Source organism: Curtobacterium sp. YC1 (assembly GCF_016267665.1).
Classification (GTDB): Bacteria; Actinomycetota; Actinomycetes; order Actinomycetales; family Microbacteriaceae; genus Curtobacterium.
In genome coordinates this window covers 2,770,308-2,790,441 of the sequence record NZ_CP066341.1, presented here as the reverse complement: position 1 = coordinate 2,790,441, position 20,134 = coordinate 2,770,308, and the positions used below count along the sequence as shown (strand labels likewise).

Genomic DNA, 20,134 nt, shown 5'->3' with positions numbered 1-20,134 from the left:
GGGAGAACATGGCCGTCACCGTCTACACCAAGCCGTCCTGCGTCCAGTGCACCGCGACGTACCGGGCCCTCGACAACAAGGGCATCGAGTACGAAGTGCACGACGTCTCCACCGACGAGGCAGCGCTCGAGCACGTCAAGAGCCTGGGCTACATGCAGGCCCCCGTCGTCGTGACCGACGACGACCACTGGTCGGGCTTCCGTCCCGACAAGATCGCGACGCTCAGCGCCGAACTCGCGTGAGTCGGTGCGGGTCCCGTCGGACCCGCACCACCCACCGCCGGCCTGGAGGCGCGACCCGCCTCTGTCAGGTCGCCCCGGTCCGTCCGTCCGCACCTTTCCAGAGGAGCGCACCATGAGCCGATTGGTCTACTTCTCGAGCGTGTCCGGGTACACCGCACGCTTCGTCGAGAAGCTCGGCCGCGACGCGGACCGGATCCCGCTCTACCCGAGCGAACCCTTCCTGCACGTCGACGAGCCCTACGTCCTGGTGCTGCCCACCTACGGTGGCGGCAACGGCGAGGGGGCCGTGCCCAAGCAGGTCATCAAGTTCCTCAACGACGCGCACAACCGCTCGCTCATCCGCGGCGTGGTCGTGGGCGGCAACACGAACTTCGGCGAGGCCTACGGCCTGGCAGGGGACGTCATCGCACGCAAGTGCAACGTCCCCCTTCTCTATCGATTCGAACTCTTCGGGACCCCTGACGACGTGTCGGCGGTCAACTCAGGATTGGATGCATTTTGGACGCAGCAGTTGCAGACGTCGATCTGACGTCGCCGCAGACGGGGATGGACTACCACTCCCTCAACGCGATGCTCAACCTCTACGACGCGGACGGGAACATCCAGTTCGACAAGGATCGTGAGGCGGCCAAGCAGTTCTTCCTGCAGCACGTCAACCAGAACACCGTCTTCTTCCACAACCTGAAGGAGCGGCTCGACTACCTGGTCGACAACGAGTACTACGAGCGCGAGACGATCGACATGTACTCGCTGGACTTCATCCAGCAGCTCAACGACCTGGCGTACTCGAAGAAGTTCCGGTTCCAGACGTTCCTCGGTGCGTTCAAGTACTACACGAGCTACACGCTCAAGACGTTCGACGGCAAGCGGTACCTGGAGCGCTTCGAGGACCGCGTCGTCATGACCGCCCTCGGCCTGGCCCAGGGCAACGAGCAGCTCGCGATCGACCTGGTCGAAGAGATCATCGCCGGCCGCTTCCAGCCCGCGACCCCCACGTTCCTCAACACGGCGAAGGCCCAGCGCGGCGAGCTCGTCTCCTGCTTCCTCCTCCGCATCGAGGACAACATGGAGTCGATCTCGCGCGGCATCAACTCCTCGCTGCAGCTCTCGAAGCGCGGCGGCGGCGTGGCCCTGCTGCTGTCGAACATCCGCGAGGCCGGTGCCCCGATCAAGCAGATCGAGAACCAGTCGTCGGGCATCATCCCCGTGATGAAGCTGCTGGAAGACTCCTTCTCGTACGCGAACCAGCTCGGTGCGCGTCAGGGTGCCGGTGCCGTCTACCTGTCGGCGCACCACCCGGACATCATGAAGTTCCTCGACACCAAGCGCGAGAACGCCGACGAGAAGATCCGCATCAAGACGCTGTCGCTCGGCGTCGTCGTGCCGGACATCACGTTCGAGCTCGCGAAGAACAACGAGGACATGTACCTGTTCTCGCCGTACGACGTCGAAAAGGTCTACGGCGTGCCCTTCGGTGACGTCCCGATCTCCGAGAACTACCGCGCGATGGTCGACGACTCGCGCATCAAGAAGACGAAGATCAAGGCGCGTGACTTCTTCACGACCATCGCCGAGATCCAGTTCGAGTCGGGCTACCCGTACATCGTGTTCGAGGACACGGTGAACAAGGCCAACCCGATCAAGGGTCGGATCAACATGTCCAACCTGTGCTCGGAGATCCTGCAGGTCAACACCCCGACGACCTTCAACGAGGACCTGTCCTACAAGGAGATCGGCAAGGACATCTCCTGCAACCTGGGCTCGCTGAACATCGCGCTGACCATGGACTCGCCGGACTTCGGCAAGACCATCGAGACGGCCATCCGCGGCCTGACCTCGGTCTCGCAGATGTCGCACATCACCTCGGTGCGTTCCGTCGAGGACGGCAACGACAAGTCGCACGCCATCGGCCTCGGCCAGATGAACCTGCACGGCTACCTGGCTCGTGAGCGTGTCTTCTACGGCTCCGAAGAGGGCATCGACTTCACGAACATCTACTTCTACACGGTGCTGTTCCACGCCCTGCGCGCCTCGAACAACATCGCGATCGAGACGGGAGAGACCTTCGACGGCTTCCGCGACTCGAAGTACGCGTCGGGTGAGTTCTTCGACAAGTACACCGACCAGGCCTGGACGCCGGCCACCCAGCGCGTCGCCTCGCTGTTCGACAACGCGAACATCACGATCCCGACGCAGGACGACTGGAAGGCGCTGAAGGCGTCCATCCAGGAGCACGGCATCTACAACCAGAACCTGCAGGCCGTCCCGCCGACCGGCTCGATCTCGTACATCAACCACTCGACGTCGTCGATCCACCCGATCGCGTCGAAGATCGAGATCCGCAAGGAAGGCAAGCTCGGCCGCGTCTACTACCCGGCGCCGTTCATGACGAACGACAACCTGGACTACTACCAGGACGCGTACGAGATCGGCCCGGAGAAGATCATCGACACGTACGCCGCGGCGACGCAGCACGTGGACCAGGGCCTGTCCCTGACGCTGTTCTTCAAGGACACCGCCACCACGCGCGACATCAACAAGGCGCAGATCTACGCATGGCGCAAGGGCATCAAGACGATCTACTACATCCGTCTGCGCCAGCTCGCCCTCGAGGGCACCGAGGTCGAGGGCTGCGTCAGCTGCATGCTGTAGAGCTGCTGCTCTCTTCCTGGAGGCGCGGGGCGGGCCCCGCCCCGCGCCTCCAGTCCGTTCGATCGTTCTGTCCACCACCACCACCCGGAAGAAAGCCATGACCCTCACCGACCCGGTCCACGCCACGGGCAAGTCCATCCCGCTGATCAGCGCGGTCAGTGCCATCAACTGGAACCGCATCCAGGACGACAAGGATGTCGAGGTCTGGAACCGGCTGGTCAACAACTTCTGGCTGCCCGAGAAGGTGCCGCTGTCGAACGACGTGCAGTCGTGGAACACGCTGACGCCGGAGGAGCAGCAGCTGACCATGCGGGTCTTCACCGGCCTGACGCTGCTCGACACCATCCAGGGCACCGTCGGCGCGATCAGCCTGATCCCCGATGCGATCACCCCGCACGAAGAAGCCGTCTACACGAACATCGCGTTCATGGAGTCGGTGCACGCGAAGAGCTACTCGTCGATCTTCTCGACGCTGGCCTCGACGCCCGAGATCGACGATGCCTTCCGCTGGTCCACCGAAAACGTGAACCTGCAGAAGAAGGCCCAGATCGTCCTCGACTACTACACCGGTGACGACCCCCTGAAGCGCAAGGTCGCCTCGACGCTGCTCGAGTCGTTCCTGTTCTACTCCGGCTTCTACCTGCCGATGTACTGGTCCTCGCGCGCGAAGCTCACCAACACCGCTGACCTGATCCGCCTGATCATCCGCGACGAGGCCGTGCACGGGTACTACATCGGGTACAAGTTCCAGAAGGGCCTCGAGGGCGCCTCGGAAGAGCGCAAGCAGGAGATCAAGGACTACACGTTCAACCTGCTGTTCGAGCTCTACGAGAACGAGGTGCAGTACACGCAGGACCTGTACGACGGTGTCGGGCTGACCGAGGACGTCAAGAAGTTCCTGCACTACAACGCCAACAAGGCGCTGATGAACCTGGGCTACGAGCCGATGTTCCCCAAGGAGACGACGGACGTGAACCCGGCGATCCTGTCGGCGCTGTCGCCGAACGCGGACGAGAACCACGACTTCTTCTCGGGGTCGGGCTCGTCGTACGTCATCGGCAAGGCGGAGAAGACTGAGGACGAGGACTGGGACTTCTGAATCTGGTGTGACTCGTGGCGCCCCGCTGGCTTCGGTGACTCGAACCGAGCTTCTTGGCCAAAGCAGCGTTAGTCCTGGCCAGGCGGCCTCGTCTGTTGGCCGATGCGCAGTGCAGTTGGACACCTTCCCTCCGGGGAAGCTTCTGTGGCGGACTGGGCCGGACCCGGACCCGGACCTTCAGCTTTGCTCGTGGTGACCGCCGTATTGGAGTCGACGTGGGTCGGGACTGCTGCAGGTTTCGTTGACTCGTTTGTCTAGGCCGCGAGTGCGACCTGTGGGTTGATGATTGTCTCGTACTCGATTGGGGTCGACTTGCCGAGACCAAGTTGGCGCCGGCGGCGAGGTCGTCTGCGAGGAACCGGTACCCGAACGTCGGGTCGTCTCAATGCGCGTCGATCGCGGCGTTGGTGAGGTGCGCGTCGTCCCAGTCCCGTTGAGAGGCCGGGTCACCCCGCCAGCGTAGAACGCCTGCTTCGAGAACCCCGGCACCCGGCAAGCCACCGCGGCCGAGATCCGGTCTGCGGCGAGATCGAGGATCGGCGGGTAGGTTGTTTTGGGAGTTGCGACTGAGCGAAGTACGCCGCTGCCCGGCGGAGGATCTCGTTCTCCTGCTCAAGGAGCCGGGTCCGGTTCTGCGCGTCCCGCAGCTCCGCCTGCTCGCCCGCTTTGGCCGGCGGCGCCGCGGCCACGCTGATGCTGTGGTCCGCGGTCCGCGAGCCGCGGCCAGCGGGCCAGGCAGGACTCCGATACCCCGAAGTCCCTCGCGACCTGCCGCACCGACGCTTCACCCTTCCGGGCGATCGCGATTACGTCACGCCGGAACTCTCCCGAATACGCCCTCACCATGGCGCACGTCCTTCCAGCAGGAGCTCATGGCCCTACCTGTCAGGAGTCAACTAAACCTGCAGCAGTCCCAACCCACGCGTCGCGCTCACCGCCAGAACGGACTAGTCGACCAAATCTGCCGCAGCTCCCACCGTGCCTGTGTTCAGAATGAGGCGACCGATCGATAGGGATGGCAATATGGCGCTGCACTTGCTAGTCCCGGTGGTGATGGTCGTTGTCGCCGTGTGCATTTTCCTCCCGGCTCGTCGGGGACCAGCCTTCGCCGAGATCAGGGTCCTGCGAGACGGTGCATCACGGCTTGCGCCGTTGGATTCAGGTAGCGGAAACTTTGCGGCGGCTCGACTCCAACGTGCGTCCGAAGGTCGCGAAGCGGGATCGCCGCAGCGAATGGTCTCGGGGAGCGAAGGTGCAGCAACGTCATCTCCTCACGGTCTGCCGCATAGTCGCGGATGTACTGCTCGGTGGCGCCGATCAACGGAATAAGCTCGCGCCAGACCCGGTCGATAGCACATGACTCAACCTGGTCGAGAAACATCGTGCCGACCACGGATTTGACCGGCGTCGAGGCGTAGACGAAAACGACGGTCCCGCGGGGCTGGGACGGGAAGCGCTTGCGCAGCTCGATCGGCTTCGTCCCGGCCATCAGCATGGCGGCGAATTGCGGTTGCACGGCAAGCAGAAGCGCGCGCGCCTCGGGGGCGGTGGCTTCGGGGGCAGAACGGCAATCGGCGCCGGACTCAGTGCCGATGTTGCTTGCTGATGCGTTACTGTGCATGAGGGACCTGGGAGTGGAGGGCGTCGATCCATGTCGTACTTCGCTATTTTGCAAGACCAGGGGCATAACCCCGCGCGATACACGATCCAAGAGTGCCACATCAATCTATGGTGTCTCGCCACCCTTCCTCCGCGACGCCGCGCCTTCTACCTCGACGTCGGTCTTCGAATCGAGGCTGGCTCCGAGTCGCTCCACAGCGTCGGGCTCTCGCTGCCGGTCGCAGCTGACGCCTACGCGGATCTGTCGCCGTATGTGAAGGAACAGAAGTCCAGTGAGCTGATCTTCGACTCGCCCGTCGACGTCGCAGGGGACACCATCACGGTTGACGGCAAAAGCATGCGCGCAATCTCATTGCGAGGCGGTCTGAAGCCGGACGAGCGCCTCACTGGAGCCGACCTGACGGTCTGGAAGTTGGAATTCAACGAACCTCTCGCCGCTAATCAGCTCGGGTACCTCCGGGTTCGATTCCGAGTGACCAACCCCGGACGCATCTGGCACTGGCAACCGCGCACCGCCCGCCATTCGGGCGCGATCCTGGACTTCAGAGTCAATGACCAGCGAAGTGCCGCCTTCTTGGAACACGGGGACGAACTCCGGTCACGCACGCTGCCAATGGCGACCACCTACCTGTTCGTCATGACACCCGCGTGGCTCCATGGCAGGACGGTGTACCCGGCCCTGCGGTACGCGCGCGTGCTGGAGACCACGCATTGGCACCGCTACCTCGACCGGAAGAGCGAGTACAACGCCAGGCAGCTGGTTGTCTCGTACTGGCGAAGCCAAAACGGCGCACCACTCCGGGTCTACATCGACTACGTCATGGGTCGACGAGCTCACCCGTGGTGGACCGCGTTCGGCGCGATCCTCGTCCTCACCCTGCTCCTCGGCACCGTTTTTCAGCTTCCCTTGCAACCCGCCACCGCCCACGTGATCGCCTTCATTCAGGCGAAACTTGTCGCACCGCTGCTCGCCATCAGCGGCGCAGCCTTGCTCGGATGGGCAACAACGGCTCTCAGGCACGTCCCCAGGCTGGGCAAGATATTTGGCGTGGTTCGCCGCGTCTACCGAAAGCTAGACGAGTGGCGCTATGGCAAGGGCCACATCTCTCGGTAAGCCACGACCTGGCCAACTTCTCGTGACGCAGGTGATCTACGCGCGGTGGACAGCGGCGATGTACACGTCCTCGTGGCGCCCGGGACCATACCGATCGGGCATTGTCGCCAATCTCACGAATTCGTTTCCGGCGACGAACGGTTCGAACTGCGGCCGAATCGTGGTCGCTGCTGTTACATATATCTCTTTCGCGCCCGCAGCAGCCGCGGCCCTTTGGGCACGGCGCAGCAACTCGTCGCCGACTCCGAGACGGCGGCGAGTCTCATCGACGAAAAGCGTCCGAATCTTGTATCGACCATCCGGCTTCGGGGAGCCGAGAAAAACGCCGACGACCCTGGCGTCGTCGTACACGACGGTTGCATCCGCGCGACCAGCTGCAACCTCCTCGAGGACACGACGCAACCAGACGTCTCCGCTGGGGTACAGCACCGGGAGAAAATCGAGAAGGGTGCTGAGTTCTCGATGCAGCGGCAGCGGCGAGCGGGTACGAATCTCCGCAGCGCCCATGAGATCTCCTCCAACTAACGCGCATCCGCCGACAGCGTGCCGACCGCGATGGCAGCCTAACGCCAGCCCCTGACGCTGACGCTGACGCTGACGCCTTCTTGTTCCACCTTAGGACCTGACCGCTGTCCGAGGGCACCCCGATCGGCGTGTGACGGTTATTCTTGCGTGATTGCGAGCTGCCGGCATCCCGCTCAAAGTCGAGGGCGGCGGTCGGCCCCGGCGTGGAACACCGTGCTGTCGAGGACGTCGGAGAGTCGTGTCTCCGTGCTGCCTTCGCATGTCAGATTGGCGATCCTGAGTTGCGTGGGCAAGTCCAGGAGAGCTGGGGTACGCCCCGATGACGAGCACTCCGAGGTGGTTGACCGACGACCAGCAGCAGCAGCTCTAGCTGTACTGCCTCGGGGAAACGGTAGGTCCGAGGTGTTGAGGCGAGAATTGTTGGGAGCACTCTCGGCTACCGGCTGCGGTGTCCTTCCTTGGACGCATGCCAACAAGCGGAGGCACTTCTCCTCAGGCTCTGGGTGCGAAGAAGGTGACCAACCTTGCGCCGGAGCCTTGGTATGCCGACCGCGTCATTGATAGCAGGCCGGCTGGGTGACCCGATGTGGCGAAACCGATACCTGAACCTCTCTCGCAGATGTGTCGTGAGCATCTAGGGTCGGATTGCCGCCTGAGATGTCTGTCGCGGCGCAACTAAGGATATGGGTGGGTCAGTGGCGCAGTTCTGGACAGAGTCAAGTCTCGACGACCTGCTGGCGACGGCGCTGCCTTCGGTGTTCGACACCGGTGAGGTCGTCGTCGCGCGGCGAGGATCTACCCGAGAAGTCCGCTCAGTGATGCTCGAACTAACGGCGCCGCGCGCTCGCGTGAGCCGCAGCGCCACACGTGGTCGCCTCTTCAGCGCACTGGGAGAGCTCTCCTGGTATCTCACCGGGTCCGCGGACCCCGCCCACATCGAGTACTACATCCCGGGGTATAGCAAGCTCGTCAAAGACTTCAGCGGTGCGTACGGGCCGCGGCTGTTCGGCGATGCGATGGACGCGCAAATCGAAACACTCATCGCTGCGCTTCGCGAGAATCCGACGACGAGGCAGGCGGTCGCCCCGATCCTGAAAGTCGAGGATCTCCGTGGTAGTCAATCTGACGTGCCATGCACGTGCACTCTCCAATTCTTGGCTCGCGACAATGAACTGCACACAGTGGTGTTCATGCGCTCGAACGACATCATGAAGGGGCTCCCGCATGACGTATTCGCGTTCACCATGATCGCCGAGATCATCGCCCGCAGCCTCGACTGCAGTCTGGGGACGTATACGCACATGGTCGGGAGTCTGCACCTCTACGAGGTCGACACCGACCTTGAGGAGGCGCGTGCATACCTGGGAGAAGGGCTCATGGCCGGTCGGGAGATGCCGGCCATGCCGCCGGGAGATCCGTGGCCCAGCATCCGGACCTTCCTCGCCGCCGAAGCGGCACTGCGTCAGGGTCGGCCAGTACCGGACGTGTCGCATCTCGACAAGTACTGGCAGGAACTGGTCACGGTTCTTGTCGGTTTCGCGGCATGGAGGAAACGCGACGCGGCGGCAATGCGGGACGCTCGGGCGCGGCTCGCCGGTACGTTCTACGAGGTGTACTTCACCGACAAACAGATCGAACTTGAAAGGACTCCGGGTGCGCAATAACTACATACGACGTGCAGCCGAACTCGATGCGGCGTTCTCCGCGTACGAACGGACGCACGGATCACTGCCGGGAATTGTGGATCCGCAACGACGCGAGACACTCATCGAGCAGATCATCGACTCGGAGCAGCGAGTCAACTTCACCACCACCCTGCAGACTCGCGACCTCGATCCCGAGGCGACTAACCCACTCTCGCCCGCCTTCCACCCGCTTAAGGCGGCAGTGCTCCACCACAGAGCGGGCGAACTCGATGAGGCGGTGTGGATGGTGTACCTCTACGTCCACTTCGGCCGGCACCGGATCGCCGGCTGGCGGTACATCCGAGACACTTACAGCGCGTTCGGATCATCCGAGTTGCAGTGGTGGACCTGGCAGCGCACCGCGGGCGACCCGACATCGTTTCGCTTCTGGTTGGACGAGCACCAGGCCGACTACCGTGTGGCTCCGGGGAGGCATGGTTTCGGTAACCACCACAAGTACGGGAGCCTTGCCGCCTGGTCGGAGCAAGGAACCGGGGCCGCTTTCGAGAGTTACGTTCAATGGGTTCTAGCGGCCGGCGGCGACCACGGACAACGGTTCGCATCGTTGTCCGCCGCGACGCCGGAAGACACTTTCGATGCGATGTACAGGTCGCTGAGCGCAGTTCGGCAGTTTGGGCGTATCGCTCGCTTCGACTACCTCACTATGCTTGGAAAGCTGTCGCTGGCCGATGTTCGGCCGCCGCATACCTACCTGGTCGGAGCGACCGGCCCGCTGACCGGCGCTCGCCAACTGGTGAACAATGACCCGACGGCGGGCGCCGCGCGTGAGCTACAAAATGCGTTGACGCTGCTGGCGGCCGAAACACAAATTACGCCAGACGTTCTTGAAGACGCGGTTTGCAACTGGCAAAAGTCTATGGATCGGTACATCAGATTCCAAGGCTAGTGCCAACCCATCGGTAATGGCGGATGAGTGGTCGATGCTGATTCGGCTGCAGCTTGCCGGCGTGATGCAGCTGTCCCACGACTATGCCGGGGGCGATTCCTATGTCGGAAGCAAACCCAAGAATCTCGCGTCGAGTCGGCCCTTGGGCACGACCGTTGCCGAGGGAATCGATGCCCGTGGGAATGAGGGCCGCTCGCGCCCAGTCATTGGCTTGGTCTTCAACGGCCGAGTCGCCGATGTCATCCGCGTCGAGTGAGTCGAGGAAATCGTCGCGCGCGCCGTGGAGGAGCAGGTGCCCAACCTCATGGAAGAGCGTGAACCAGAGGTGATCCTCTGCGAGGTGCCGCCCAGTCAGTGCGATCGCTCGCCGTCCGTCCTCGAGTCGCAAAGCGGCGCCACTCAACCTGTTCCCCGCCGCCGCCTTGATAAGCACGAGCGCTACCCCCGCCTCGGCGAGCAGGCGCTGGGCGCGCGGGAGGAACACTTCCGGGTTCCCGACTCGGCTGAGACCGCGAAGCTCGGAGGCCGCCTTCCGAAGTTCGGCCGGGGACCAGGTCTCGGTGCGGATGTTTCGCGTTGAGAGTTCAGCTTGACGGAGCCAGGCGGCGACAGATACGTCCTGGGATTCGTAGGTCGGAGATCCGCGGAAGTCCGTCTCGCGGAGACGCGACCCCCATTTGCGTTCCCACTCCGCGGAGTCTTCGACATCGAAGAAACTCAGCACAGACGTCGCCGTGTCTTTCCAGGAGGATGCTTCCGGCAACCAGCCCTGCTTCACCATGTCCTTCAGCGGTGCACGACTCGCCAGGTCGTCCGCGTCCAGGAGATGCAGTGACTCGCGGTACTGAGCCTCGCGGGTCTGCCAAAACGCGGCAGTTGAACCGAGAAGTTCCGCCAAGAGGGCGGCCACGTCGGCGGTGATTGATGTCTCCCCAGTGAGTAGGCGTCGCGCATCCGGATCGCTCACTCCAAGTTTGTCCGCAAGATCCTCGGCGTCCAGACCTCGCGCCGCGAGCGAGCGCCGGATCGTCACACCGGGCGCGGACGCCCAACGGGGGTCAACGTCAAGGACTGTGTTATCGGTCATGTGAACGGACCTCCCGGCTCTGGATCTTCAAACGATGTACATGCGGCCAGTCCGGGAGGCCGTCGGCTGTCAGAGGCAGCCGGACATGACTCACGGAACATCGAAGGACGACACCTAAGCCGGCCGACAACTCGAAGTTGCCCGGCTCCACCTGGCTCAGATCCGGTACGCCAACTGGCACATCCAACAGCGTAGAGGCCGCGAGGAGGTCTGCGATCAACGCCTGCGTCACCTCCAGAGCTTCGCCTGAGGGCCATTCGGCGGCTTTCGGCTCCAACAGCTGACGCCGTAGCGTCTTCCCGTTGAAGCTCAGTTCCATTTGCCTGCCCCGCTGCCGCCTCACCTGCACGCACTGTGAGGCTCCGTGCCAACCCTACGATCGCGAGCAATTGTCAGACGAGAGTGACGCGCCGATCCGGTGAAGATGACTGGACAGTCAAGGCCCGAGCTTGCATCACGGCGCCAGAGATGAGCCAGAGCCCGGGGGTGGGGGGGGCTACTCGACCCGCCTGTCACGCATGAAGCGCGTATGTCCTGTCCTCAAATCGATGCTCGGCTCTCTCACGCCGGGCTACACGGCCTGCATCGTGGATGCGCAGGCGGCCGGCGAGGTCGAGGCCGATGCCGACGCCGATGCGCTCGGCACCTACTTCTGCGCGGTCATCGAGGGGATGGGGGCGATCGGGCGCGTCGGGACCTCGCGAGCGGCACTCCTGCGGGTGGGGATCGCGAGCCTCGCTGCCCTGCCAATCACCCCGCTCGGTGAGGAGCACCTCGGGACCGCGGACGGCCCCTGGGACTGAGGGCCGAGGTGCCGGCCCGAGCCGCTCAGGCCAGCGGCGTCGTTCCCGCGCCCTCGGTGTCGTCTGCGCCAGCCGGGCCGGTGCCGGCCTGGTCGAGGTTCTCGTGCGGGTCGCCCATGTCGCCGGTCGCCTTGCCTGCGGGCGACAGCCCGAAGTGCTTGCGGACGGCGTTCGCCTCGGTGACGGACAAGGTGTTCCCGGCTCCGGGGGAAGGTGCGCCCTTGATCGTGCTCTTCCTGTACCCGACGTGCAGGTCCGTGCCGTCGAAGGTGGCGTCCTCGACCGGGACGAGCGCGGCGTGACCCCCGAGGAGTCCGGTCGTGACGCTGACGAACGCGGCGCTGCCGTCCTCGTCGGAGGGGAACACCTGTGCGACCCTGCCGACCGATGCGCCGTCGCGGTCCTTCACGGTCGCGTTCTCGACCTCGTGGATCGTGCTCTTGGTAATCATGGGCGTAGTCAACGCTCCATGCCTGATCCGATCGTGTCAGCGGTTCCGCGGTGAGTCCGAGGGCTCCACGGTGCACTCAGCGCGAGGCCGTCTCCGAGAACGACCCGCCCGAGAAGGTGTGACCGCCGAACACGACCTTCACCGGGACGGCCTGTGTCCGGTCGGTGACGTACCGGGAGACGCCACCGGGACGTGCGAGCCACAGCACCCGTGCGGGCGTTGCGGATGTCGCCGCCGTGCGCAGCTCCACCACGTACTGCCCGGAGGGGATCTGGAACTGTGCCGTCTGCTCGTTGTCGAGCAGCGTGGAGAACCGGGTGGAGAACGACGCACCGGTCGTCGCGTTCGTCACCGTGACAGTCGCGCCGCTGAGCTGCGCCGACGGGGTGCGGGAAGCCGAGGCGGCGTAGACGATCAGGTCGTAGTCGCTGTGTGCGTAGTGCCGCGACAGCGTCACCTGCGAGGCCGGGAGCGTCCCGCGCTGCTGGTACACCCGGGTCTTCCAGACCGCGGGCGAAGCGGTCCCGCTGGCGTACGCCTCGATGCGGTACTTCCCCGTGCTCAACCCGACGAACTGGTACATGCCCGCGCTGTCCGAGGTCGTCCGGAACACCTGCGAGGTGTCCTCGTTCCATGCGTACATGAGGCGTCCGGCAGCGGGTCCGGTGGGGCCGACGACCTCGCCCTGAACGGTGGCGCCGATCACGAGCGGCAGGGTGACCGCAACCGTCGAACCACTGCGGACCTCGACGTCCGAGCGGAGCCCGGGGGTGTAGGTCTCGGCACCGTGCGGCGGGAGCTGCCGTGTCGCCACCGTGACGGTGTCCGGCGCGGGGATGCCGGTGAACGTCGCGGTGCCGTCGTCGTCGGTGGTGGCGTTCCGACGACCGCGTCGGTGCCGATCGCTGCGAGTTCGACGTCCGCCAGGCGGATCGCGGTGCCGTCCGGCGTCGCGAGCTGCACGGTGATCGTTCCCGATCCGGCCGCAGCCGCTGGTGGCGCGAGACCGATCAGCCCTCCGAAGGCCAGTGCGACGACCAGTGCCGTCCCCGTGATCAGTCGCATCGCGTTCCCCGCTCTTGCGCCAGTGGTGCGTTGGCTGGGACTGTACGCGGCTGGCGGATCATGGGGACGGCGCAACGTGGCGAAGGTGATGCTGAGGTGGTCCGCGCCGGGCGAGATGGCCACGCTCGGTAACGACATGCCCGATTGAAGGCTCGAGTTGCGCATCTGAAGTATCACGTGGTCGACTTCGGACCATGAACCCACTCGTTCCGACAGGACTGGACGGTGTGCTGATGGCTGTGTCCCTCGTCGCGCTGCTCCTCGCCCTCGCAGCGTTCATCTCGCTGATCCGATCCGCGTCGCCCTCTGGCTGGCGTCTGCTCGGATGGGCCCTCGTCGTCCTCTTCGTCCCGATCATCGGGCCGGCGGCGTGGTTCCTCGGCCGGCATCGCGAACGGTCTGTCGATTCTGGGTCCGGCGCTGTCAGATCGTAGGAGACGGCGTCGTGATCTGAGCGCTGCACCAACGCGACGCAGCGGTCGGACGCGAGCCGCGCCTCCAGCGTGGGGACGACAGTCACGCACGCTGCGGACGCGACACGAACGGCGGCTCTCCTCCTGAGCGAGGAGAGCCGCCGTGGTGTCTCGCCGTTGGTCAGTGCGCCGACGGGACCGCCGCGCCGACGAGCTCGGCCCGCACGATGTCCGCGCCGGCCGACAGCGCACTGAGCTTGTCCAGCGCTGCACCTCGTGCCAAGGGCGCCATCCCGCAGTTCGAGCTCGGGATGAGCTTGTCCGCATCGACGAACTCGAGCGCCCGACGCAGGACCTCGGCGACCTCGTCCGGCGTCTCGACCGTCTCGGTCGCGACGTCGACCGCACCGAGCATCACCTTCTTGCCCCGGATGAGCTCGACGAGCTCGAGCGGCACGTGCGAGTGGATGCACTCGAGCGACACGATGTCGATCGACGACTGCTGCAGCAGCGGGAAGGACTGCTCGTACTGCCGCCACTCGGCCCCGAGCGTCTCCTTCCACTTGTTGTTCGCCTCGATGCCGTAGCCGTAACAGATGTGCACGGCGGTCTCGGCGCGCAGGCCCTCGGTCGCGCGTTCGAGTGCGGCGACGCCCCAGTCCTGCACCTCGTCATGGAAGACGGTGAAGGCGGGCTCGTCGAACTGGATGACGTCGACGCCGGCGTCCTGGAGCTCGCGGGCCTCTTCGTTCAGGATCGTGGCGAACTCCCACGCCAGCTTCTCGCGGCTCTTGTAGTGCTGGTCGGAGAGGGTGTCGATCATCGTCATCGGGCCGGGGAGCGCCCACTTGATCGGTCGGTCGGTCTGTGCGCGGAGGAACCGGGCGTCGTCGACGAAGACCGGGGCGGGACGACTCACGGCGCCGACGACCGTGGGGACGGCGGCGTCGTAGCGGTCGCGGATCCGGACGGTCTCCTTCCGCTCCTGGTCGATGCCGTCCAGGTGCTCGATGAACGTCGTGACGAAGTGCTGGCGGGTCTGCTCGCCGTCGCTGACGATGTCGATGCCGCGGTGCTCCTGCTCGTGGACGGCGGAGCGCAGGGCGTCCTGCTTGCCCTCGGTCAGGGCGGCACCCTCGAGCAGCCAGGGGGACCAGAGTCGCTCGGGCTCGGCGAGCCAGGACGGCTTCGGCAGGCTGCCGACGATCGAGGTGGGGAGGAGAGAGCTCATGGAAGTGGCGGTCCAGACGGTCAGCGGGCGGGGACGGGTTCGGCAGCGAAACGGGACAGGAGCGCACCGTGCGGCGTCACGAGGTGTTCTTCGGTCCACCGGCCCTGGGTGACACCGAGGCGGCTCCGCTCCTCGCGGTCGTAGGTCACCGGGGTGGGGGTGAAGTCGGTGTGGTCGAGGGTGGGGCGGTAGGTGCTGCCGGCCGGGGTGTTCGCGGCGTAGATCTCCGGACGGTAGATCTTCTGGAACGTCTCCATGGTGGCGATCGTGCCGATGAGCTGGAGGTCCGTGTAGTCGCCGGTCAGGTCGCCGCGCGTGTAGAACGCGAGCGGAGCGGCCGCGCCGGCGGGCTGGAAGTACCGGACCCGCATGCCCATCCGGCCGAAGTAGTCGTCGGTGAGCGAGGAGTGCTCGTGCTCGTACTCGGCGCCGAGGACCGGGTGGACGTACCCGTTCTGCCGGTAGGTCTGGCTCGTCGAGACGCTGATGCACACGACGGGCTCGGCACCGAACTGCGAACGGAAGGCGTCGGACTCCAGGAAGCGCTGGAAGAGCGCCCCGTGCAGCTGTCCGAAGTCGGACGGGACACCGGACGACGACGAGGGCAGCAGGACGGAGAAGTCGTAGTCGCGCAGGTACGACGAGAAGTTGTTGCCGAGGATCCCCTGGTGGCGCTCGCCGGTGTGCTGGTCGACGATCGTGACGTCGAGCATCTCGAGCAGCGGGAACTCTGCGTCCGCCCCGCCGTCGGAGAACTGCAGCGCCACCGAGACGATGTCGAGCTCCAGACGGTAGCGGTCACCGGCACCGCCAGCAGAAGCCCCCGCGAGGTCGTTCGTGCGCCCGTCGATCATCGCCAGCGCAGCACGCAGGTTCTCCTGCCGGCGCTCGCCGCGCGCCAGGTTGGCGAAGTTCGTGGTCAGCCGGGAGCTGTCCGCGGGGGAGTAGTCCTCGTCGAACCGGGTCCTGGTGGTGCTGAAGGTGAGGTCGTTCGCCATGCTCCGCAGTCCGTGCGTCGAGCGCCCGGAGGCACTGTGGGAAGTGTCCCTCGATCATGGCGGGATCTCCGGGCCATCAGGTAATACGCAGACGCTATGCGGCGGTATAGCCTGCGCCTATGGCCCGGGTCTCGAACGACATCACGCTGCAGCAACTCCGGTACTTCATCGAGGTCGCGTCGGAGGGGTCGATCAGCGCGGCTGCCGATCTGCTCTACGTCGCGCAGCCGACCCTGTCCGCGGCGATGAAGGACCTGGAGACGCGGATCGGACGTCCCCTGTTCACCCGATCGGCCCGGGGGGTCGTGCTCACCGTCGACGGCGTCGAGTTCCTCGGCTACGCCCGACAGGTGGTCGAGCAGGTCTCCCTGCTCGAGCAGCGCTACGTCGGCGGGCAGCCGTCGCGCCGCCTGCTCGGGGTGTCGGCCCAGCACTACTCGTTCGCGGTGGAGGCCTTCGTCCGGATGGTCGAAGCAGCGGCCGCTGACGAGTACGAGTTCTCGCTCCGCGAGACGCGCACCTGGGACATCATCGAGGACGTCCGCACGCTCCGCAGCGAGGTGGGCATCCTCTACCGCAACGACTTCAACAAGCAGGTGCTCGGCAAGCTGATGCGGGACGCGGGCGTCGTGTTCACGCCGCTGTTCGTCGCCCAGCCGCACATCTTCGTGGCCCGGCGGAACCCGCTCGCATCACGGGGGCGCGCGACCCTCGACGACCTCGCCGACCTGCCCCGGCTGACCTTCGACCAGGGCGCGAACAACTCCTTCTACTTGGCGGAGGAGATCCTGTCGACGATGTCGAGCAAGCGGGAGATCCGGGTCTCGGACCGAGCGACGATCTTCAACCTCATGATCGGCCTGGGCGGCTACACGATCTCGACGGGGCTCATCAGCGACGACCTCGACCCCGAGATCGTCGCCATCCCCCTCGACGTCGACGAACGCATCGAGATCGGGTGGATCGCCCACGCCTCGGTGCCGCTCACCGTGCAGGCGCGGACGTACCTGGACGAGCTGCGGGCGGTGGTCGCCGGCTACGGCGTCGAGCCGCTCGGCTAGGCGGGCCGCAGCCGACGGACCTGCGGTCGCACCGCGTGCGCGGTGACCCGTCTGGAGGCGCGACCCGCGCCCGTCAGGCGGGTCGCGCCTCCAGGCTGCCGCGGTCGCGACCCGGTCCGTCCGGGCGGTCGTCAGCGACCGGAGGCGCGTTCGGTCAGCAGCGGATGGCGGCGGTCCGCGGGGACGACGGACGGGTCGTTGGCGAGCTGGCGGAAGGCGGCGAAGGCGCGGGACGACGAGCGGATCCGCCAGTCGCGTTCCTTCTCGACGTCGAACCAGACGACGGCCTCGATGTCGGGGAACGTGGTCTCGAGGGTCGGGATGATTTCCCTGATCCACTTCGCCTTGTCACCGCCGACCTCGTCCGACGCCGTCTCGCCGATGATGATCGGCTTGCCGAGCTCGTGGAGGACCCGGTAGGTGTCCCGGAACACCGAGGTGAAGGACTGCCAGTCGAAGTCGTCGTCGGAGGTGCCCCAGTTGTAGCCGTCGATGCCGGTCCAGTCGACGTAGTGGCTGCCGGGGTAGTACTCGATCGCGGTGGGGGCGCCCTCGCTGTCGGTGTTGTTCGGCGCCCAGACCCACTGCACCTTGCCGGCCGCCTTCTCCGCGAAGATGTCGTGCACGTGGCGCCAGGCCGCGATGTAGAGCTCGGGGTCGTGTCCGCCCCAGCCTTCCTCCTCGTTCATCTCCGCGGCGAAGTCGAGCAGGACGGGGTTGGTCAGCGCGGCGGCTCCCTCGGCCTGCTCCGTGATGACGTCGTCGTACTCGCCGGCGACGATGTCGTGGAAGTCGACGTCGAAGGGCTCCCAGTTGACGAGCGAGGTCTGACCACGCCGGGCGTCGGCGGCGAGGACGGGGTCGGCGCTCCAGTCCGACGCCCAGTCGAAGTACGTCAGGTGGATGGCGGGGGTGGTGCCGAGTGCCTTGTTCGTGGCGGCGAGCGAGCGGTCGCCGTAGTACATGCCGAGCGCGATGTGCGCGCTGGACGTGCTGACGCGGGCGGCGTCGTGGCTCGTCGACGTGGTGTGGGCCGCACAGCCGGCTGCCACGGTCGTGACGACGGCGAGGCTGGCGACGGCGGCGGTGATCCGGCCGATGGTGCGCATGTGGGTCCTGCTTCCGGGAGGGGCGGTGGTCGGTCGCAGCCTCACAGAACGGACATGAGCCGATGATGAAGCGCCGGTCGGGCGCTGTCTCAGGCCGTCGGAGCGGGCAGGGTCACCGTCACCACGAGCCCGCCGCCGGGGGCGTCGTCGAGCCGGACCGCGCCTCCGTGCAGTTCTGCGACCCACGCGACGATGGCGAGGCCGGTCCCCGTGCCCGTGCCCGTGCCCGTGCCCGTGCCCGTGCCCGTGCCCGTGCCCGTGCTCGTGCTCGTGCCGGTTCCGGTCGTGCCTCGTCGCAGGACGTGCTCGCGCCGTTCGGCCGGCACCCCCGGGCCGTCGTCGACGACACGGACCTGGTGCGGCTCGACCGTGACGAGGACGCGTCCGCGCGCGTGCCGTTCGGCGTTGTCGACGAGGTTCCGGACGGCCTGGGCGAGCAGGACCGGATCACCCACGACGACGGTCGGCTCGGTGGCGACACGGACGCGGGATGTCTGCCGCACGTCGTCCACGACCTGTTCGACGATCTGGTCGAGCCGGAGCGGGACGCGTTCGGGTGTGAACGTGCCGGCGTCGATCCGCGCTCGGGTGAGGAGCGCCGCGAGCAGGTGGTCGAGGCGGTCCACCGTCGTCAACGCCTGTTCACGGGCCGCCGACGTCGGGGTCGGCGTCCCCTCGATCGAGAGCCGGAGGGCGGTGAGCGGGGTGCGGAGCTCGTGGCCCGCCTCGCGGAGGAACTGCTCCTGGCGGTCGAGTGCCGCGACCGCCGGACGCATGGCGCGCCCCGACAGGATGTGGCCAGCGACGACGGCGGCGGCGAGCAGGACGAGGCAACCGATCGCGAGCCCCGTGGCGAGGCGGTCGTGCGCGGCCGTGCCCGCGGCGACGTCCTGCCCGACGACCACGACCGCACCGATCGCGTCGTCGTCCCACACGGGTGCGGCAGCCCACCACGCTGCCCGACCGGCGGTGTCGGCGCCGCGCTCGTCCGATGCACCCTGCTCCTCGAGCACCGCGTCGATCAGCGCGTCGCGTCGGACGGCCGGGAGCTCGGCGGATCGGGGGAGGTGCGCGGGCGTCGCGGTCACGCGCCCGGAGGCGTCGATCCGGTACACCGCCAGGAACGACGTGCCGACCGCGAGTTCGTCCTCGCGCAGCGGCTCGAGGTGCAGGGTGCCGCCGTCGAAGTACACCGCGCGAGCGAGACCGCCGGCGCGTTCGGTGACGTCGTCGGTGACCGCTCCCCGCTGCGAGGTGGCGTCGATCGACAGGGCGAGCGCGGCGAGGAGCGCGAGGCACACCGCGATGACGGCGGCGAACGAGACGGTCATGAGCAGACGCGTCCGCCGGAGCCGGCGAGCCGCGCCACCGGCCGGGAGTGCGCTCATGCGGCTTCTCGCAGGCGGTACCCGACACCGCGGACCGTCTCGATCGGGTCCGGGGTGCCGAGCCGACGTCGGAGCTGGCCGATGAGCACGTCGACGACGTTCGACATCGGTTCGGTGTGCTCGTCCCAGCAGCGCTCGATGAGCTCCGTCCGGGTGACGACCGCGCCCGGACGCTCGGCGAGGACGTCGAGGACCGCGAACTCCTTCGCCGTGAGCGTGAGGAGCACCCCGGCGCGCGTGACGCGGCGTCGGGCGAGGTCGAGCTCGAGGTCGCCGACGCGGACGATCGGGGACCGCGGTGGCTGGACGCGACGTGCCAACGCCCGGACCCGGACCACGAGTTCGGACATCGCGAACGGTTTCGGCAGGTAGTCGTCGGCCCCGTGTTCGAATCCGTCGACGCGGTCCTGCACCGTGCCGAGGGCGGTCAGTAGCAGGACCGGCACGGTCGTCCCCGCGGCGCGGATGGTCGCCACCAGCCGTACCGCGTCGCCGTCGGGCAGGCCGCGGTCGGCGACGACGCAGTCGTAGCGGTTGACGGTCAGTGCGACGTCGGCGTCCGCGAGGGTGGTGGTCTCGTCGACGGAGATGCCCTGGCGGCGGAGTCCGTCCGCGACGAGTCCGCGGACGACGTCGTCGTCTTCGAGCAGGAGAACGCGCATCGGCACCTTCGGGGAGGACTGG

Annotated in this window: 21 protein-coding genes; 10 read left to right on the top strand and 11 right to left on the bottom strand. The window is 66.3% G+C overall.

Annotated elements, in window-relative coordinates:
• The first annotated feature begins 8 nt into the window (after window positions 1–8).
• The 4 genes from nrdH (at window position 9) to nrdF (ending at window position 3,993) form a co-directional block, all read left to right on the top strand.
• Window positions 9–242: a glutaredoxin-like protein NrdH gene (gene nrdH / locus I8920_RS13125; protein WP_017886897.1), complete on the top strand. Its 234-nt coding sequence runs from the start codon at window positions 9–11 to the stop codon at window positions 240–242.
• Window positions 243–354: 112 nt separating this feature from the next.
• Window positions 355–771, top strand: coding sequence for a class Ib ribonucleoside-diphosphate reductase assembly flavoprotein NrdI (gene nrdI / locus I8920_RS13120; RefSeq protein ID WP_132100952.1), 417 nt, complete (start codon window positions 355–357; stop codon window positions 769–771).
• A gap of 17 nt (window positions 772–788) precedes the next feature.
• Complete coding sequence (nrdE, locus tag I8920_RS13115; protein ID WP_198656754.1) at window positions 789–2,894, top strand: class 1b ribonucleoside-diphosphate reductase subunit alpha; 2,106 nt, start codon at window positions 789–791, stop codon at window positions 2,892–2,894.
• Window positions 2,895–2,991: 97 nt separating this feature from the next.
• A complete protein-coding gene (nrdF, locus tag I8920_RS13110; RefSeq protein ID WP_232832744.1) occupies window positions 2,992–3,993 on the top strand; it encodes a class 1b ribonucleoside-diphosphate reductase subunit beta in 1,002 nt (333 codons plus the stop codon).
• A gap of 612 nt (window positions 3,994–4,605) precedes the next feature.
• Here nrdF and I8920_RS16380 read toward each other — a convergent pair.
• Both I8920_RS16380 and I8920_RS13100 read right to left on the bottom strand, forming a co-directional pair.
• Window positions 4,606–4,839, bottom strand: coding sequence for a transposase (locus I8920_RS16380; protein ID WP_198656753.1), 234 nt, complete (start codon window positions 4,837–4,839; stop codon window positions 4,606–4,608).
• 268 nt (window positions 4,840–5,107) lie between these two features.
• Window positions 5,108–5,614: a hypothetical protein gene (locus I8920_RS13100; protein WP_198656752.1), complete on the bottom strand. Its 507-nt coding sequence runs from the start codon at window positions 5,612–5,614 to the stop codon at window positions 5,108–5,110.
• Window positions 5,615–5,644: 30 nt separating this feature from the next.
• Between I8920_RS13100 and I8920_RS13095 the strand changes: the two genes are divergently transcribed.
• Window positions 5,645–6,727 (top strand): hypothetical protein, encoded by a 1,083-nt coding sequence (locus tag I8920_RS13095; protein ID WP_198656751.1) that lies wholly within the window; start codon window positions 5,645–5,647, stop codon window positions 6,725–6,727.
• Window positions 6,728–6,763: 36 nt separating this feature from the next.
• Here I8920_RS13095 and I8920_RS13090 read toward each other — a convergent pair whose 3' ends face one another.
• Complete coding sequence (locus tag I8920_RS13090; protein WP_198656750.1) at window positions 6,764–7,234, bottom strand: GNAT family N-acetyltransferase; 471 nt, start codon at window positions 7,232–7,234, stop codon at window positions 6,764–6,766.
• A 713-nt stretch (window positions 7,235–7,947) separates the two neighbouring features.
• Here I8920_RS13090 and I8920_RS13085 point away from each other — a divergent pair.
• Window positions 7,948–8,916 (top strand): thymidylate synthase, encoded by a 969-nt coding sequence (locus I8920_RS13085; RefSeq protein WP_198656749.1) that lies wholly within the window; start codon window positions 7,948–7,950, stop codon window positions 8,914–8,916.
• A complete protein-coding gene (locus I8920_RS13080) occupies window positions 8,906–9,844 on the top strand; it encodes an alpha-glutamyl/putrescinyl thymine pyrophosphorylase clade 3 protein (protein WP_198656748.1) in 939 nt (312 codons plus the stop codon). The genes I8920_RS13085 and I8920_RS13080 overlap by 11 nt, the downstream gene beginning before the upstream one ends.
• Here the strand turns inward: I8920_RS13080 and I8920_RS13075 are convergent.
• Window positions 9,828–10,931, bottom strand: a complete 1,104-nt coding sequence (locus I8920_RS13075) for an ImmA/IrrE family metallo-endopeptidase (RefSeq protein ID WP_198656747.1) — start codon at window positions 10,929–10,931, stop codon at window positions 9,828–9,830. The two genes, I8920_RS13080 and I8920_RS13075, sit on opposite strands and share 17 nt — an antisense overlap.
• Before the next feature lie 548 nt (window positions 10,932–11,479).
• On the opposite strand from I8920_RS13075, the gene I8920_RS13070 reads away from it, so the two are divergent.
• Entirely contained in the window at window positions 11,480–11,734 is a 255-nt protein-coding gene (locus I8920_RS13070) for a hypothetical protein (protein ID WP_198656746.1), read from the top strand.
• 25 nt (window positions 11,735–11,759) lie between these two features.
• On the opposite strand, the gene I8920_RS13065 is transcribed toward I8920_RS13070, so the two are convergent.
• Both I8920_RS13065 and I8920_RS13060 read right to left on the bottom strand, forming a co-directional pair.
• On the bottom strand, window positions 11,760–12,185 hold the full coding sequence (locus tag I8920_RS13065; RefSeq protein ID WP_198656745.1) for a hypothetical protein: 426 nt from the start codon (window positions 12,183–12,185) through the stop codon (window positions 11,760–11,762).
• 76 nt (window positions 12,186–12,261) lie between these two features.
• Window positions 12,262–12,999 carry a carboxypeptidase-like regulatory domain-containing protein gene (locus I8920_RS13060; protein ID WP_198656744.1) on the bottom strand — a complete coding sequence of 246 codons (738 nt, stop codon included), beginning with the start codon at window positions 12,997–12,999 and terminating at the stop codon, window positions 12,262–12,264.
• Window positions 13,000–13,444: 445 nt separating this feature from the next.
• Between I8920_RS13060 and I8920_RS13055 the strand changes: the two genes are divergently transcribed.
• The gene (locus I8920_RS13055; RefSeq protein ID WP_198656743.1) at window positions 13,445–13,684 is read left to right on the top strand and encodes a PLDc N-terminal domain-containing protein; all 240 of its coding nucleotides are present in this window, start codon (window positions 13,445–13,447) and stop codon (window positions 13,682–13,684) included.
• A 160-nt stretch (window positions 13,685–13,844) separates the two neighbouring features.
• Here the strand turns inward: I8920_RS13055 and I8920_RS13050 are convergent, their stop codons facing one another.
• Complete coding sequence (locus tag I8920_RS13050) at window positions 13,845–14,894, bottom strand: methionine synthase (RefSeq protein ID WP_198656742.1); 1,050 nt, start codon at window positions 14,892–14,894, stop codon at window positions 13,845–13,847.
• Window positions 14,895–14,914: 20 nt separating this feature from the next.
• A complete protein-coding gene (locus tag I8920_RS13045) occupies window positions 14,915–15,892 on the bottom strand; it encodes a putative oxygenase MesX (protein WP_198656741.1) in 978 nt (325 codons plus the stop codon).
• Window positions 15,893–16,011: 119 nt separating this feature from the next.
• Between I8920_RS13045 and I8920_RS13040 the strand changes: the two genes are divergently transcribed.
• Complete coding sequence (locus tag I8920_RS13040; protein WP_198656740.1) at window positions 16,012–16,953, top strand: LysR family transcriptional regulator; 942 nt, start codon at window positions 16,012–16,014, stop codon at window positions 16,951–16,953.
• Window positions 16,954–17,084: 131 nt separating this feature from the next.
• Here the strand turns inward: I8920_RS13040 and I8920_RS13035 are convergent, their stop codons facing one another.
• From I8920_RS13035 to I8920_RS13025, 3 genes are all read right to left on the bottom strand, one after another.
• Complete coding sequence (locus tag I8920_RS13035) at window positions 17,085–18,062, bottom strand: glycoside hydrolase family 26 protein (protein ID WP_198656739.1); 978 nt, start codon at window positions 18,060–18,062, stop codon at window positions 17,085–17,087.
• A gap of 89 nt (window positions 18,063–18,151) precedes the next feature.
• Window positions 18,152–19,450, bottom strand: coding sequence for a sensor histidine kinase (locus tag I8920_RS13030; RefSeq protein ID WP_198656738.1), 1,299 nt, complete (start codon window positions 19,448–19,450; stop codon window positions 18,152–18,154).
• Window positions 19,447–20,112: a response regulator transcription factor gene (locus I8920_RS13025; protein ID WP_198656737.1), complete on the bottom strand. Its 666-nt coding sequence runs from the start codon at window positions 20,110–20,112 to the stop codon at window positions 19,447–19,449. The genes I8920_RS13030 and I8920_RS13025 overlap by 4 nt, the downstream gene beginning before the upstream one ends.
• Window positions 20,113–20,134: the final 22 nt, after the last annotated feature.

Excerpts from the sequence above, each read along its gene's own strand:
- nrdH (WP_017886897.1), top strand. The coding sequence starts at position 9 with ATGGCCGTCACCGTCTACACCAAGCCGTCCTGCGTCCAGTGCACCGCG.
- nrdI (WP_132100952.1), top strand. The coding sequence starts at position 355 with ATGAGCCGATTGGTCTACTTCTCGAGCGTGTCCGGGTACACCGCACGC.
- nrdE (WP_198656754.1), top strand. The coding sequence starts at position 789 with ATGGACTACCACTCCCTCAACGCGATGCTCAACCTCTACGACGCGGAC.
- nrdF (WP_232832744.1), top strand. The coding sequence starts at position 2,992 with ATGACCCTCACCGACCCGGTCCACGCCACGGGCAAGTCCATCCCGCTG.
- I8920_RS16380 (WP_198656753.1), bottom strand. The coding sequence starts at position 4,839 with ATGGTGAGGGCGTATTCGGGAGAGTTCCGGCGTGACGTAATCGCGATC.
- I8920_RS13100 (WP_198656752.1), bottom strand. The coding sequence starts at position 5,614 with ATGCACAGTAACGCATCAGCAAGCAACATCGGCACTGAGTCCGGCGCC.
- I8920_RS13095 (WP_198656751.1), top strand. The coding sequence starts at position 5,645 with ATGTCGTACTTCGCTATTTTGCAAGACCAGGGGCATAACCCCGCGCGA.
- I8920_RS13090 (WP_198656750.1), bottom strand. The coding sequence starts at position 7,234 with ATGGGCGCTGCGGAGATTCGTACCCGCTCGCCGCTGCCGCTGCATCGA.
- I8920_RS13075 (WP_198656747.1), bottom strand. The coding sequence starts at position 10,931 with ATGACCGATAACACAGTCCTTGACGTTGACCCCCGTTGGGCGTCCGCG.
- I8920_RS13070 (WP_198656746.1), top strand. The coding sequence starts at position 11,480 with ATGCTCGGCTCTCTCACGCCGGGCTACACGGCCTGCATCGTGGATGCG.
- I8920_RS13065 (WP_198656745.1), bottom strand. The coding sequence starts at position 12,185 with ATGATTACCAAGAGCACGATCCACGAGGTCGAGAACGCGACCGTGAAG.
- I8920_RS13055 (WP_198656743.1), top strand. The coding sequence starts at position 13,445 with ATGAACCCACTCGTTCCGACAGGACTGGACGGTGTGCTGATGGCTGTG.
- I8920_RS13050 (WP_198656742.1), bottom strand. The coding sequence starts at position 14,894 with ATGAGCTCTCTCCTCCCCACCTCGATCGTCGGCAGCCTGCCGAAGCCG.
- I8920_RS13045 (WP_198656741.1), bottom strand. The coding sequence starts at position 15,892 with ATGGCGAACGACCTCACCTTCAGCACCACCAGGACCCGGTTCGACGAG.
- I8920_RS13040 (WP_198656740.1), top strand. The coding sequence starts at position 16,012 with ATGGCCCGGGTCTCGAACGACATCACGCTGCAGCAACTCCGGTACTTC.
- I8920_RS13035 (WP_198656739.1), bottom strand. The coding sequence starts at position 18,062 with ATGCGCACCATCGGCCGGATCACCGCCGCCGTCGCCAGCCTCGCCGTC.
- I8920_RS13030 (WP_198656738.1), bottom strand. The coding sequence starts at position 19,450 with ATGAGCGCACTCCCGGCCGGTGGCGCGGCTCGCCGGCTCCGGCGGACG.
- I8920_RS13025 (WP_198656737.1), bottom strand. The coding sequence starts at position 20,112 with ATGCGCGTTCTCCTGCTCGAAGACGACGACGTCGTCCGCGGACTCGTC.